Annotated in this window: 13 protein-coding genes, 1 tRNA gene, 1 other RNA gene and 1 other annotated feature; of the genes, 11 read left to right on the top strand and 4 right to left on the bottom strand. The window is 40.0% G+C overall.

Translation table 11 applies throughout. The features are described from left to right. Positions 1 to 105: 105 nt before the first annotated feature. On the bottom strand, positions 106 to 1,089 hold the full coding sequence (locus ACQKL5_RS21140; protein WP_427610793.1) for a YaaC family protein: 984 nt from the start codon (positions 1,087 to 1,089) through the stop codon (positions 106 to 108). A gap of 112 nt (positions 1,090 to 1,201) precedes the next feature. On the opposite strand from ACQKL5_RS21140, the gene guaB reads away from it, so the two are divergent. The 4 genes from guaB (at position 1,202) to ACQKL5_RS21120 (ending at position 6,018) form a co-directional block, all read left to right on the top strand. Beyond that, the gene (guaB, locus tag ACQKL5_RS21135; protein ID WP_427610792.1) at positions 1,202 to 2,665 is read left to right on the top strand and encodes an inosine 5'-monophosphate dehydrogenase; all 1,464 of its coding nucleotides are present in this window, start codon (positions 1,202 to 1,204) and stop codon (positions 2,663 to 2,665) included. Between the two features lie 174 nt (positions 2,666 to 2,839). Beyond that, the gene (locus ACQKL5_RS21130; RefSeq protein ID WP_427610791.1) at positions 2,840 to 4,156 is read left to right on the top strand and encodes a D-alanyl-D-alanine carboxypeptidase family protein; all 1,317 of its coding nucleotides are present in this window, start codon (positions 2,840 to 2,842) and stop codon (positions 4,154 to 4,156) included. Positions 4,157 to 4,223: 67 nt separating this feature from the next. Further along, positions 4,224 to 4,450 (top strand) — a binding site (T-box leader). A 64-nt stretch (positions 4,451 to 4,514) separates the two neighbouring features. Then, on the top strand, positions 4,515 to 5,795 hold the full coding sequence (gene serS / locus ACQKL5_RS21125) for a serine--tRNA ligase (protein WP_427610790.1): 1,281 nt from the start codon (positions 4,515 to 4,517) through the stop codon (positions 5,793 to 5,795). Between the two features lie 130 nt (positions 5,796 to 5,925). Next, positions 5,926 to 6,018 (top strand) — tRNA-Ser (locus ACQKL5_RS21120). Positions 6,019 to 6,136: 118 nt separating this feature from the next. Here ACQKL5_RS21120 and ACQKL5_RS21115 read toward each other — a convergent pair. The 3 genes from ACQKL5_RS21115 to ACQKL5_RS21105 all read right to left on the bottom strand — a co-directional run bounded on the left by ACQKL5_RS21115 (position 6,137) and on the right by ACQKL5_RS21105 (position 8,147). Further along, entirely contained in the window at positions 6,137 to 6,808 is a 672-nt protein-coding gene (locus tag ACQKL5_RS21115) for a deoxynucleoside kinase (protein WP_427610789.1), read from the bottom strand. Next, on the bottom strand, positions 6,786 to 7,445 hold the full coding sequence (locus ACQKL5_RS21110; protein ID WP_427610788.1) for a deoxynucleoside kinase: 660 nt from the start codon (positions 7,443 to 7,445) through the stop codon (positions 6,786 to 6,788). The genes ACQKL5_RS21115 and ACQKL5_RS21110 overlap by 23 nt, the downstream gene beginning before the upstream one ends. A gap of 153 nt (positions 7,446 to 7,598) precedes the next feature. Next, a complete protein-coding gene (locus ACQKL5_RS21105; RefSeq protein WP_427610787.1) occupies positions 7,599 to 8,147 on the bottom strand; it encodes an isochorismatase family cysteine hydrolase in 549 nt (182 codons plus the stop codon). 139 nt (positions 8,148 to 8,286) lie between these two features. Between ACQKL5_RS21105 and tadA the strand changes: the two genes are divergently transcribed. The 7 genes from tadA to ACQKL5_RS21070 all read left to right on the top strand — a co-directional run bounded on the left by tadA (position 8,287) and on the right by ACQKL5_RS21070 (position 12,662). Further along, positions 8,287 to 8,793, top strand: a complete 507-nt coding sequence (tadA, locus tag ACQKL5_RS21100; RefSeq protein ID WP_427610786.1) for a tRNA adenosine(34) deaminase TadA — start codon at positions 8,287 to 8,289, stop codon at positions 8,791 to 8,793. Between the two features lie 145 nt (positions 8,794 to 8,938). Continuing rightward, an RNA gene (gene ffs, locus ACQKL5_RS21095) (signal recognition particle sRNA large type) lies at positions 8,939 to 9,203 on the top strand. Between the two features lie 161 nt (positions 9,204 to 9,364). Further along, positions 9,365 to 11,053: a DNA polymerase III subunit gamma/tau gene (dnaX, locus tag ACQKL5_RS21090; protein ID WP_427610785.1), complete on the top strand. Its 1,689-nt coding sequence runs from the start codon at positions 9,365 to 9,367 to the stop codon at positions 11,051 to 11,053. A gap of 21 nt (positions 11,054 to 11,074) precedes the next feature. Further along, on the top strand, positions 11,075 to 11,392 hold the full coding sequence (locus ACQKL5_RS21085; RefSeq protein ID WP_402971444.1) for a YbaB/EbfC family nucleoid-associated protein: 318 nt from the start codon (positions 11,075 to 11,077) through the stop codon (positions 11,390 to 11,392). A gap of 59 nt (positions 11,393 to 11,451) precedes the next feature. Then, a complete protein-coding gene (recR, locus tag ACQKL5_RS21080) occupies positions 11,452 to 12,048 on the top strand; it encodes a recombination mediator RecR (RefSeq protein WP_402971415.1) in 597 nt (198 codons plus the stop codon). Positions 12,049 to 12,068: 20 nt separating this feature from the next. Continuing rightward, the gene (locus tag ACQKL5_RS21075) at positions 12,069 to 12,287 is read left to right on the top strand and encodes a YaaL family protein (RefSeq protein WP_427610784.1); all 219 of its coding nucleotides are present in this window, start codon (positions 12,069 to 12,071) and stop codon (positions 12,285 to 12,287) included. 111 nt (positions 12,288 to 12,398) lie between these two features. Then, on the top strand, positions 12,399 to 12,662 hold the full coding sequence (locus tag ACQKL5_RS21070) for a pro-sigmaK processing inhibitor BofA family protein (RefSeq protein WP_427610783.1): 264 nt from the start codon (positions 12,399 to 12,401) through the stop codon (positions 12,660 to 12,662). The last annotated feature ends 355 nt before the right edge of the window (positions 12,663 to 13,017 follow it).

Genomic DNA, 13,017 nt, shown 5'->3' with positions numbered 1-13,017 from the left:
TCAGCGCCGATGGTAGTTGGGGGTTTCCCCCTGTGAGAGTAGGACGCCGCCAAGCCATTTGAAAGGTCAGCCATTGTGCTGGCCTTTTTTTGTGTGTAAAAAACCTTAATACTCAATATAGTCAGGTGGGTTAAATCTTGCTGTTTCAAGCCATTTAAACACTAAAAAAGGCATTTTGGCTTGACTCACTTTAAGGAACTGGACGATAGAAGGGTAATCGTCATTCGGCATGGTCTTCAGGAGTTCTGCCCACCATTCTGTTTCATAACGAGCTATTATACTTAGATTATAGGAAATTAAATAATGAATCAGAAGTTCTGGTAAAGAAAAGACTGCTGAATTTTTATTGAGTGAAAGCATAAAAAGATCTTTTTCCGTATGATATCGTATAGGAGATGGGGCATTAAATTTGAAAGCCTTATCGGTCTTTATCAGTAGCTTGCCCTTCAATTCTTTCAAATCGTATACCTCATCTGTTTTTACCTTCAGGAACTCTAAGAGACGGGAGGTGGCCATCTGGTAGCTATCAAGTATAGAGGATGGTAGCTCCATACCATCGCTAGTAGGAATGAGAGAGACAAAGTTTTTTTTTGAATGAGTCCATGTGAGTGTTTGCATTTCAGGAATCTCCGCTAGCAAAGATTCCATGGAAAACTTCTCTCCTTCCAAGTGTTTGATATGAAACAGGTTTTCAGCAATGGAGGTAAAAAGACCATTCTTTTGTGTTTTTACTTCATCCTTTAAAAAGTCATATTGTTGTTTTTTTCTTTTCCTTGTGGTGACCCCATGAGCGAGTAAAGAGGTGGACTCCGGATAGTTAGGATTAACGGTGAGTAAACAGGCCTTTAATAAAAGGGAAAACCCATAAAAGGATAATATTGGTTGTATACTTAGTGGTGCTATAGCCGATTGTGCATAGTATATTTTCGCATGCTCAATATGGTAAATGAATGGGTAACAGTTTTCATAACTTTTTTTTTCTGCATCTTCGATCTTTTCATATGTATAGCATTTTTGTAAAAAAAGTTGGGAAGATGAAGCGGAAAAAAAAGGCGTATATTTATCGAAATAATCATTGTTTTCAGGCATTATAGGCACTCCTTTAAATTGATGGAATAGTCAAACATTTCATTCTTATCTTGACAGTAGTATAACCAATTGATAACCTACAAATAATATTTTTAAGTAGGAGGGGAAAAAAATGTGGGAAAATAAATTTGCAAAAGAAGGTTTAACTTTTGACGATGTCCTATTAATTCCGGCAAAATCAGAGGTTTTACCGAAAGATGTTAATCTTCAAGTCAATCTAGCAGAAAATTTAAGGCTCAACCTTCCTATTGTTAGTGCAGGGATGGACACAGTAACAGAAGCTGAAATGGCAATTGCCATGGCCCGTCAAGGCGGGTTAGGCATCATCCATAAAAACATGTCAATCGAATCTCAAGCTGAACTAGTAGATAAAGTAAAACGTTCAGAAAGTGGTGTAATTACGGATCCGTTTTTCTTAACACCAGATCACCAAGTATTCGATGCTGAACATTTAATGGGTAAATACCGCATTTCAGGTGTACCTGTTGTTAACAATGAAGAGGAACAAAAGCTAGTGGGAATCATTACAAACCGTGACTTGCGATTTATTTCCGATTTCTCCTTGAAAATTTCAAGTGTTATGACAGTAGAGAATCTAGTAACGGCTCCAGTAGGTACGAACCTGGAACAAGCTGAAAAGATTCTTCAAAAATATAAGATTGAAAAGTTACCTCTAGTGGATGACCAAGGTGTATTAAAAGGTCTCATAACCATTAAGGACATTGAAAAGGTCATAGAGTTTCCTAATTCAGCTAAGGATATGCAAGGGAGATTACTTGCAGGAGCGGCTGTTGGAGTAACTAAGGATACGATGAAGCGTGTAGAAATGCTTGTTAAGTCGCAAGTGGATGCTATTGTACTAGATACCGCACACGGTCATTCTGCAGGGGTGCTTTCAGTAGTGAAAGAAATACGTGAAACATATCCTACTTTGACGATCATTGCTGGTAATGTGGCTACTGCTGAAGGAACGAAAGCTTTAATTGAAGCAGGAGCCGATGTTGTTAAAGTAGGAATCGGACCAGGTTCAATCTGTACGACCAGGGTAGTGGCTGGTGTGGGTGTTCCACAAATCACAGCTGTTTTTGATTGTGCAACTGAAGCGAGAAAACATGGCAAAACCATTATCGCGGACGGTGGAATCAAATACTCGGGCGATATCGTGAAGGCCCTGGCAGCAGGCGGACACGCAGTCATGCTTGGTAGCATGTTGGCCGGAACAACAGAGAGTCCTGGTGAAACGGAAATATTCCAAGGGCGTAGATTCAAAGTGTATCGGGGAATGGGTTCTGTTGCAGCGATGGAAAAGGGTTCTAAGGACCGTTATTTCCAAGAAGATAATAAGAAATTCGTCCCTGAGGGAATTGAAGGAAGACTCCCTTACAAAGGACCATTATCAGAAACTATCTACCAGTTGATCGGTGGGATTCGTTCTGGAATGGGTTATTGTGGTACTGCTACATTAGAAGAGTTGAGAGAAAACTCTCAGTTTGTCAAAATGACGGGTGCTGGCCTAAGAGAAAGCCATCCACATGATGTACAAATTACGAAAGAAGCACCTAATTATTCTATGTAATAAATTTAACATACTTTTGTCATAAAAATTTATTGTAAAAATAGACAGGGTCTTCGATTACTCTGTCTATTTTTTTTATTTTTTCTGTGATAAACTAGACAAAGTGTTTAGGGGGATTACATAGAATTTATAGTATTCTATAGAGATAAGCTTAATAGTTGGAGGTATTGGAAATTGAAAAAAATCAGCAAGATTACTCTCATTTTCACTTTTGTTTTTGTTCTTGTTATGTCGCAATTTGCCTATCAACCACAGAAAGCACAAGCTGAAACCGATTTAGGCTTAAAGGCGGAAGCAGCCATCATCATTGATGGAGTAACAGGGCAAATCGTGTATGAAAAAAATGCCGATAAAGTTTTAGGGATTGCTTCTATGTCAAAAATGATGACTGAGTACATCATTATGGAAGCGATTAAAGATGGGAAAATTACATGGGATCAAAAGGTTAAGATAAATAAGTATGTTCACGATCTTTCAAAGGCACCGAACTTGTCGAATGTTGGCTTAACTGAAGGTGAAGATTATACGGTTAAGGAACTATATCAAGCGATGGCTGTCTATTCAGGAAACGCTGCGACGGTAGCTCTGGCACAGTTGATTTCTGGTAGTGAAAAAGATTTTGTGAAATTAATGAATGAAAAAGCTGGGAAATTGGGATTGAAAAACTATAAATTCGTTAATGCGAGTGGTTTGAATAATTCAGATCTTTTAGGGGAATATCCTACTGGAAAAGCTGATGAAGAAAATATCATGACAGCAAAAGATACGGCTCTTCTCGCTTATCGCCTTATCAATGATTATCCAGAAGTTTTAGACTATGCCAGCATTTCCAAGCTGAAGTTCCGAGATGGAAAAGAATATGCTAACTTCAACTGGATGTTACCTGGCTTGATTTTTGAATACCCCGGGGTAGATGGTCTTAAGACGGGTTCTACAGATTATGCGGGTTATGCTCATACAGGAACAGTCATCCGTGATGGACAACGTTATATTACAGTAGTAATGAAATCCACTAGTAAGAATGAACGTTTCGCTGATAGCACTAAGTTGATGAATCATGCGTATAGCACATTCAAAAAAGAACAGGTACTTCCTTCTGGTTATCAAGTGAAAGGGAATAAAACCCTATCAGTCTTAAAGGGTAAGGAAGACAGCGTTAAGATCCAATCAAATAAAGCAATTGAATTGTTAGTCAAAAATGGCGAAAAAGATAACTACACTACTAAAGTAGTGATTGATAAAAGTAAATTGAATAAAGATGGTAAGTTAACAGCTCCTATCAAAAAAGGAGAAAAGCTTGGTCATATCACTGTCACTCCTAAGCAGGGAGAAGATTATGGATATATTACTAGCGATGCGGCAAATGTCGATTTAGTGGCTGCTGAATCGGTTGAGAAAGCTAATTGGTTCGTATTATCAATGCGGGCAATAGGCGGATTCTTCGGTGATGTATGGAGCAGTGTATCATCAACGGTTAAAGGCTGGTTTTAATTTTCGTGTATAAAATGGTTGCGTAATGTGTAAAATTATAGTACATTATGGAAAACAATTTGATTTCGAGAAAACCATGACAGGAAAAAGTAATAAGTACTTCTTTCTTAAGAGAACCGGTGGCTGGTGAAAATCGGTGTGAGAGTCTTATGAATCCCTCCTGGAGTAAAGTATGGAACACCTTTAATAGGTTAGTAATTACTTTCGGCTAAAAGCCGTTATCGTGATAAGTGGAAGGTGTTTTTCATATACCTTCAACTAGGGTGGCAACGCGGGTTAACTCTCGTCCCTTCTTTAGGGGACGGGAGTTTTTTGCGTTCTCGAATAAAACAACATCAGTAAATAAGGAGGAAGTACAATGCTGGATTTGAAATATGTAAGAAATAACTTTGAAGAGTTAAAGAGTGTACTGAAATTTAGAGGGGAAGATTTAACTGACCTTGGGAAATTTGAGGAACTAGACGTTAAACGCCGGTCTTTAATTGCTGATACTGAAAAATTAAAAAGTAAACGAAATGAAGTATCTCAGCAAGTAGCTGTTTTAAAACGTGAGAAAAAAGACGCAGATCAACTGATTACGGAAATGCGTGAGGTTGGCGATCAAATAAAAGGATATGATGAAGAGCTTCGTGAAGTAGAAGCTCAATTAGAAAGGTTGCTTCTTTCTATACCGAACATCCCTCACGAAAGTGTTCCGGTCGGAGAGACGGAAGATGATAACGTGGAGATTCGTAAATGGGGGGAACTGCCTGAGTTCTCATTTGAACCTAAGCCCCATTGGGATGTGGCGGGTGATCTAGGAATTCTTGATTTTGAAAGAGCCGCAAAAGTAACGGGAAGCCGTTTTGTCTTTTATAGAGGCCTAGGAGCTCGTTTGGAGCGTGCTTTAATTAGCTTCATGTTGGATCTCCACGTTGAAGAACATGGGTACGAAGAGATGCTTCCTCCTTATATGGTGAATCGTGCAAGTATGACAGGAACAGGACAGTTACCAAAGTTTGAGGAAGATGCATTCAGAATCGAAAGCGAGGATTATTTCTTGATTCCTACGGCGGAAGTACCTGTGACCAACTTCCATCGCGATGAAATCCTAAGTGTGGATGACCTACCGATTAGCTATGCAGCCTATAGTGCATCTTTCCGCTCAGAAGCAGGTTCTGCAGGACGGGATACGCGTGGTTTAATTCGTCAGCATCAATTTAATAAAGTAGAATTGGTGAAATTCGTGAAACCAGAAGATTCATACGCGGAGCTAGAGAAGCTTACAGGGCATGCCGAAAAAGTCCTTCAATTGCTAGGGTTACCTTATCGAGTTTTAAGTATGTGTACAGGCGATCTTGGATTTACTGCTGCGAAGAAATATGACATTGAAGTATGGATTCCAAGCTACGGAACGTATCGGGAAATTTCATCATGCAGTAACTTTGAAGCTTTCCAAGCTAGACGGGCCAATATTCGTTTCCGTCGTGAGGCGAAAGGGAAGCCGGAACACGTCCACACATTGAATGGATCAGGTCTTGCTATTGGCCGGACGGTTGCCGCCCTTTTAGAAAATTATCAACAAGAAGATGGCACGGTGATCATTCCTGAAGTTTTACGTCCATATATGCGTGGTGCGGAAGTCATTAAACCAAAGTAATAATCTAAATTCTCTAGAGGACCAGACATATAAAATAGATAGTCTGGTCCTTTAACAATTATTTTAAAAAAATGTTGCATGGGTGCTTGACTTCTATAATGAATCGGTGTAATATAATAAATGTTGATACGGAGGTATACCCAAGTTCGGCTGAAGGGATCGGTCTTGAAAACCGACAGGGGAGTCAAATCCCGCGGGGGTTCGAATCCCTCTACCTCCTCCATAACTTATTAATAACCACAGCGCATAAATTGGATATCGTTGTCCCGTTACAGAAATGTAACGGGATTTTTGTATATTGCTATAACAAAAAAGACCATTGGCAAGCCAATGGTCTTTTCTTATTTGTTACGTAATAAACGCGTTTGTTCCATATATTCAGCAATCCGTTTTATAAGAGGTTCGATGCTCGTCTCGTCCTGCATAAGATCATAATCATTAATGTTTAAACGGAGGACCGGGCAGGCATTGAACTGATCGATCCATTCTTCATAACGATTATGCATCTCTTGCCAATACTCAATCGGCGTATGTTGCTCCATAGGACGCCCCCGTACTTGTATTCGATTGAGGATATCATCGATTGAGCCTTCGAGATAGATGACTAAATCTGGGTGAGGGAAATACGGTGTTAGCACCATGGCATTGAATAAGCTAGTATATGTTTCGTAGTCCACTTCATTCATTGTACCTTTTTCATAATGCATTTTTGCAAAGATGCCTGTATCTTCATAGATGGAACGATCCTGTATAAAACCGCCGCCGTACTCGAAGATTTTTTTCTGTTCTTTAAACCGTTCAGCCAGGAAATAAATTTGCAGGTGGAAACTCCAACGATCAAAGTCATCGTAAAATTTATCTAGATAAGGGTTGGCATCTACCTTTTCAAAAGATGTCCTAAATTGTAGGGCGTCCGCTAAGGCATTCGTCATTGTCGACTTGCCTACACCAACCGTACCGGCTATCGTAATGACAGCATTATTTGGGATATTATACTTTTTTCGCAAGTTCATGTGGTAGTACTCCTTTTTGCAGGGCAATCTCTATTTGATTAATCATCATATTTAAATCGTCTTTGTTTCCAACAAAGTCGAAATCATCCCCATTGAATGTAAGAACGGGTATATCAGGGTGCTGTTCTTCGAATGTTTCCATAAAAACTTGATAATCCGTGGATAACTGTTGTAGGTAGCTGGGACTAATATTTCTTTCGAATTCTCGTCCTCTTTTACTAATTCGAGTTAAAAGTGTGTCTAAACTTGCATTCAGATAAATGACCATATTTGGCTTGGGCATATCCCTAGTCAAAATATTAAATATCTCAATGTATTTATTGTACTGTTCATTTTTTAAAGTTCGTTCTGCAAAAATCAAATTCTTGAATATATGATAATCAGCCACTACGGCTTGTTCATTGGTGAGGAACTTTGTTTCAATATCTTCTAATTGTTTATACCGGTTACATAGAAAAAACATCTCTGTTTGAAAGCTCCACTCATCAATATTATCGTAAAATTTCCCGAGAAATGGATTTTCATCAACGATTTCCTTCAATAGAGAAATATTAAAATGATGGGAGATTGCTTTGGCAAGTGATGTTTTTCCCACACCAATTGGTCCTTCGACAGTGATAAATGGGGTGGTTTTCATCCATTCTGTCCTCCTTCAATGAGGTATCGGACTGAAATGTTTGTTAGGTTTTTCAGCCAAAAGATATTGTATCACAACTCGAGTGATTCTGTGATATTTTGTTGGTTTCAATTCAGAGTAATGGGTTTGTGATTGGAGTGGGAAAACAAAGGATTAAAAATCCAATGAACTTTTCTTGGTGGAAGCTCTGAGGACGTGGTTCATCATCGTCAATGCATACTGGTTATCTTCCATAGAAGCAGAAGCAATGCAATCTTCCGGAACCCATAACTCATAACCCCTCATATAGGCATCGTTGGCTGTGAATAGTACACAGATGTTTCCGGCGATGCCTGTAAGAATTAAACGTTTTACTTGAAGTTGATGGAGTAGAGTGTTCAAGGCCGTCCCATAAAAGGCGGAGTGTTTTGGCTTGATTAAGAAGAAATCGTCTTGGTCTGGCTTAATTCTTTCTATAAGCTCACCATTTTTTTTGTTCTGACAGGTCTCAATAATTTTATCGTAATCGGCTTGCCATAAGTTATAATGATCGTTGATATAAATGATTGGATAGCCATTTTTCTTCATATATCTTTTTAATTCAACAATGGGCTCCATGATAGATTTGGTATGTTCAAGTAGCATTTCACCATAATTAAAATTAAAGTCATTGATCATGTCGATGATGAGTAAGGCAAAGGAAGGTGAAGTAGGTTGGTTCATGTGTATGTATCCTCCTTAAGTATGCAAAACTACTTGCGACAGGTAGCTGCTTGGGTTACTATTCATTAGAATAAGTAGTTGACCTTTATTTTGTCTTATATTCGTCTGTTTACTCCTACTTAGCAAAGGAGGTTTTTTCATGAAAGATGATACATATTATATGAATGCGGCATTAGGGGAAGCCGAAAAGGCGCGGATGCTGAATGAAGTGCCGATCGGGGCCGTGATCGTGATAAATGATGAAATTATTGCTAGAGGGCATAACTTGCGGGAAACGGAGCAGAATGCCACTGCTCACGCAGAACTGCTTGCAATTATTGAGGCATGTGGGAAGCGGGGGAGTTGGAGGCTTGAAGAGGCCACCCTTTACGTCACCCTAGAACCCTGTCCGATGTGTGCAGGCGCAATTCTCCAGTCGAGGGTGAAACGGGTCGTGTTTGGTGCGCATGATCCCAAGGCTGGCTGTGCCGGGACCTTTATGGACTTACTCCAAGATCAGCGCTTTAACCATCAATGCGAGGTTACGAGTGGTGTACTAGAGGAAGAATGTGGAGGGGTCTTAACAGCTTTTTTTAAAGAGTTGAGAAGCCGAAAGAAAGCATTGAAGCAAGCAAATGCCCTTAATAGTAATGAAACAAGTACCTGAAGCCTTTATACTAGAGTGGAGATTTATCTATTTCTTAAAGAATAGAGTTCATTCTAGTACATGAACAACACTTGCGTTTTTTTTATTACCTTAGTATAATGAGATATGCGTCGTAGTGACGCTATGAATATTGGTATCAAATTTGCCGTGCTAGACGGGGAGGTAGCGGTGCCCTGTACTCGCAATCCGCTCTAGCGAGGTTGAATTCCTTCTCGAGGTTAGCATTCTGTAGGGTCTGCCTTAAGTAAGTGGTGTTGACGCCCGGGTCCTGCGCAATGGGTCTCCATGAACCATGTCAGGTCCGGAAGGAAGCAGCATTAAGTGGAAGTTCTCATGTGCCGCAGGGTTGCCTGGGCTGAGCTAACTGCTTAAGTAACGCTTATGGTTGCTAATCGACAGAAGGTGCACGGCAGTTATTTTACATAATCAAAAAACTCATTCGTTAAGGGTGAGTTTTTTTGCGCGTCAAGAAGGTAATTTCGGTCAATCAGAGCATTTTCATTTAATGGTTTTTGAAATGAAGGTGAGTGCGGTATAATAAAAATGATGGAGAAAATAAGGAGGGATTTCCGTGGGCTATCAGGCATTATACCGGGTGTGGCGGCCACAACAATTCATTGATGTTGTTGGACAGGGACATGTAACGAAAACGTTGCAAAATGCTCTAGTCGGGCAAAAGGTTTCTCATGCCTATCTATTCTCGGGACCACGTGGGACAGGGAAAACGAGTGCGGCTAAAATACTTGCGAAAGCAGTGAACTGTGAGCTTGCGCCTACAAGTGAACCCTGTAACGAATGTGCTACTTGCCGCGGGATCACTGATGGCTCCATATCAGATGTTATTGAAATAGATGCAGCATCCAATAATGGCGTCGAAGAAATCCGAGACATCCGTGATAAGGTAAAATATGCACCGAATGCGGTTACATATAAAGTTTATATTATTGATGAGGTACACATGCTTTCACAAGGGGCTTTTAATGCGTTATTAAAAACACTGGAAGAACCGCCGAAGCACGTAATTTTCATATTAGCGACCACTGAACCTCACAAGATTCCATTAACGATCATTTCACGCTGTCAGCGATTTGATTTCAAAAGGATCCAGCCGCAGGACATTGTCGGGCGCATGTCGCAAATTATTGATGAGAGTGAAATCTCATGTGATGAACAGGCACTCCATATCATAGCCAGAGCGGCAGAAGGCGGGATGCGGGATGCATTAAGTTTGCTCGATCAGGCTATCTCTTTCAGTTCCGAGACGGTATCGGTAGAAGATGCTTTAACGGTAACGGGTTCAGTTTCTCAGTCATTCTTAAGTAGGTTGGCAAAAGCGATTTATGATAAGGAAGTTGCAGTGGCACTTGAAGTCCTTGATGAATTATTGGCTATGGGAAAGGACCCTGCCCGCTTTATTGAAGATATGATTTACTATTTCCGTGACATGCTTCTTTTTCAGGCTGCACCAGCTCTTGCCGAATCATTTGAACGGGTATTGATTGATCCACAATTCAAGGAGTTGGCAGAAGTGATTCCTTCTAAATCGATCTATTCGATTATTGAAAGTTTCAACCAAACCCAACAAGATATGAAGTGGACCAACCATCCACGAATATTCCTTGAAGTGTCTTTAGTGAAGTTATGTAACGAGCAGAAGCCAAATGACATGGATAATGAGAAGGTCCAACAATTGCTTCAAAAGATTGAAGCGTTGGAGAAGCAAATGCGGGATCTACAGCAAAATGGGATTTCTGCTGCCGTTTCAGATAAACCGGCAGAACAGCCGAAGGCTCAACGGTCGATGAAAAAATCGTATAAAGCACCGACGGGTAAAATCAACCAAGTCTTAAAACATGCGACTAAACCAGATTTACAAGTTGTGAAGAGTAAATGGGGAGAAGTGCTTGAACAGTTAGGGCACCAGAATCAAAAGTCGCTCGCGGCTCTATTGACGGAAGCAGAACCTGTTGCTGCGTCCACAGAGGCTTTTGTGGTAAAATTCAAATATGATATTCATTGTCAGATGGCAATGGAAAATAACCGTTTCGTAGAAGTAATCGCCTCAATCATGCAGCAATTAACTGGCCATCACATGGAGATTGCTGGAGTGCCGGAGAGTCAGTGGCAGAGATTGCGGGAGGATTTCATCTCGACACAACAGTTTGAGAGTCCAGAAGAAACGGAATCAAAAGAAGAAGACCCTTTTATAGCTGAGGCTAGAAAGTTAGTCGGGGATGACTTGCTTGAAATTAAAGAATAATTGGAGGTAGGAAAAATGGGTATGCGTGGCGGTAATATGCAAAATATGATGAAACAAATGCAGAAAATGCAAAAGAAAATGGCGGAAGCACAGGAAGAGCTAGGTGAAAAGAAAATCGAAGGAACAGCTGGCGGCGGAATGGTAACGGTTGTCGTAACAGGGCATAAAGAAATTGTAGATGTCATTATCAAGCCGGAAGTGGTTGATCCAGACGATATCGATATGTTACAAGATTTAGTGTTGGCTGCAACGAATGACGCTCTGAAAAAAGCAGAAGACCTGACAAGCCAGACGATGGGACAATTCACCAAGGGAATGAACCTTCCAGGCATGTTTTAAGCAAGTTTAAAAGAAACTTCCTATCAGGGGGTTTCTTTTGAAATTTTAGGAGGAATTTGATGCATTATCCAGAACCGATTTCCAAGCTTATCGACAGCTTTATGAAATTGCCGGGGATAGGGCCGAAAACTGCGGCTCGATTAGCCTTTCATGTGCTAAGCATGAAGGAAGATACTGTTTTGGATTTTGCAAAGGCGTTAGTGAATGCTAAGCGGAATCTAATGTATTGTTCGGTTTGTGGTCACATTACGGACCAGGATCCTTGTTATATTTGTGAGGACCAAAAAAGAGATAGAGATTTGATTTGTGTCGTACAAGATCCTAAAGATGTAATAGCCATGGAAAAGATGAGGGAATTCAATGGTCTATATCATGTTTTGCACGGTAGTATTTCCCCGATGGATGGTATCGGTCCGGAAGATATAAATATTCCTGATTTATTAAAGCGTCTGCAAGATGAAACGGTCCAGGAGGTCATATTGGCCACGAATCCAAATATCGAAGGGGAAGCAACTGCCATGTACATTTCCCGTTTGCTTAAGCCATCAGGAATTAAGGTGACACGGATTGCTCACGGGCTTCCAGTTGGGGGAGACTTGGAGTATGCAGATGAAGTGACGCTATCAAAAGCAATAGAAGGTAGAAGAGAAATATAAGATAGCTTGGAGGACTTCACGTGTTCTTTCGTAAAAAAAAGCGGCTTCGAAATGAATATAATGAGGCATTGATTGTGGAACTTGAACAGCTGAAGAAGCATTGGCATAACCAAAAGTCCTTACTTGAAAAAAGTGTGGACCCATCTGTTGAAGTAATAGCCCAGACGAGGCTAGCTGAAGTGAAATATTTCTATTTATTTAGAGAAGTGAAAAGAAGAAATGTTCGTATACAAAGATGATAAGCCGTGGTTATAAGGGATTTCCTTTATAACCATTTTTTTATGGGGCAGGTTCTTTATCCTTTCCTTTCTACATATAAGTGTAATACAAGCTTGCGGGGAGGTATGAGTTTGGAACCTATTGTCTTTGTAGCCATAATTGGAGGTTTAATTTTAATACTTTTAATCATAGGTGCACCATTGAAACCGATTCGACTTTTAGGACAAGGTATTATAAAAATTATCATAGGTGCTGCTTTTTTATTTTTTCTTAACATGTTAGGGAACCAAGTAGGCATTCATGTGCCAATCAATCTAGTGACCTCAGCAGTTGCAGGGTTACTTGGGATACCTGGAGTTGCCGCGTTAGCGGCCATCGGTTATTGGATTGTATAGGAAACAAATTGAAAATTGGTGTTGGAGAAGCTTCAAGGGAAACGCCTTGAAGCTTCTATTTCGTTTTTAGAAGTGACTATGTTTTATAAAATCGCAAAAAACTATTGACGGATATAAAACAACCTGATAATATATTAGGAGTCGCAACAACGACAACAAGTAAATAAACATTCAATCAAAATCATCGAAATAAATGTTGACAAGATATCGAGTGTGTGGTAAGATAATAAAGTCGCTTACGAGATAAGTGATTGAGATTAATTGCTCTTTGAAAACTGAACAAAACAAAGCGCCAACGTAAATTTTGAGTGAGCACACACTATTAAAAAAGCAAAATGAGCAAGTCAAACATTTC

This window comes from Peribacillus sp. NPDC097675, assembly GCF_050277655.1.
GTDB lineage: Bacteria > Bacillota > Bacilli > Bacillales > DSM-1321 > Peribacillus.
This window is presented reverse-complemented; position numbering and strand designations above follow the sequence as displayed.

Excerpts from the sequence above, each read along its gene's own strand:
- tadA (WP_427610786.1), top strand. The coding sequence starts at position 8,287 with ATGAAAGATGATACATATTATATGAATGCGGCATTAGGGGAAGCCGAA.
- recR (WP_402971415.1), top strand. The coding sequence starts at position 11,452 with ATGCATTATCCAGAACCGATTTCCAAGCTTATCGACAGCTTTATGAAA.
- ACQKL5_RS21140 (WP_427610793.1), bottom strand. The coding sequence starts at position 1,089 with ATGCCTGAAAACAATGATTATTTCGATAAATATACGCCTTTTTTTTCC.
- ACQKL5_RS21115 (WP_427610789.1), bottom strand. The coding sequence starts at position 6,808 with ATGAACTTGCGAAAAAAGTATAATATCCCAAATAATGCTGTCATTACG.
- guaB (WP_427610792.1), top strand. The coding sequence starts at position 1,202 with ATGTGGGAAAATAAATTTGCAAAAGAAGGTTTAACTTTTGACGATGTC.
- ACQKL5_RS21110 (WP_427610788.1), bottom strand. The coding sequence starts at position 7,445 with ATGAAAACCACCCCATTTATCACTGTCGAAGGACCAATTGGTGTGGGA.
- ACQKL5_RS21085 (WP_402971444.1), top strand. The coding sequence starts at position 11,075 with ATGCGTGGCGGTAATATGCAAAATATGATGAAACAAATGCAGAAAATG.
- serS (WP_427610790.1), top strand. The coding sequence starts at position 4,515 with ATGCTGGATTTGAAATATGTAAGAAATAACTTTGAAGAGTTAAAGAGT.
- ACQKL5_RS21105 (WP_427610787.1), bottom strand. The coding sequence starts at position 8,147 with ATGAACCAACCTACTTCACCTTCCTTTGCCTTACTCATCATCGACATG.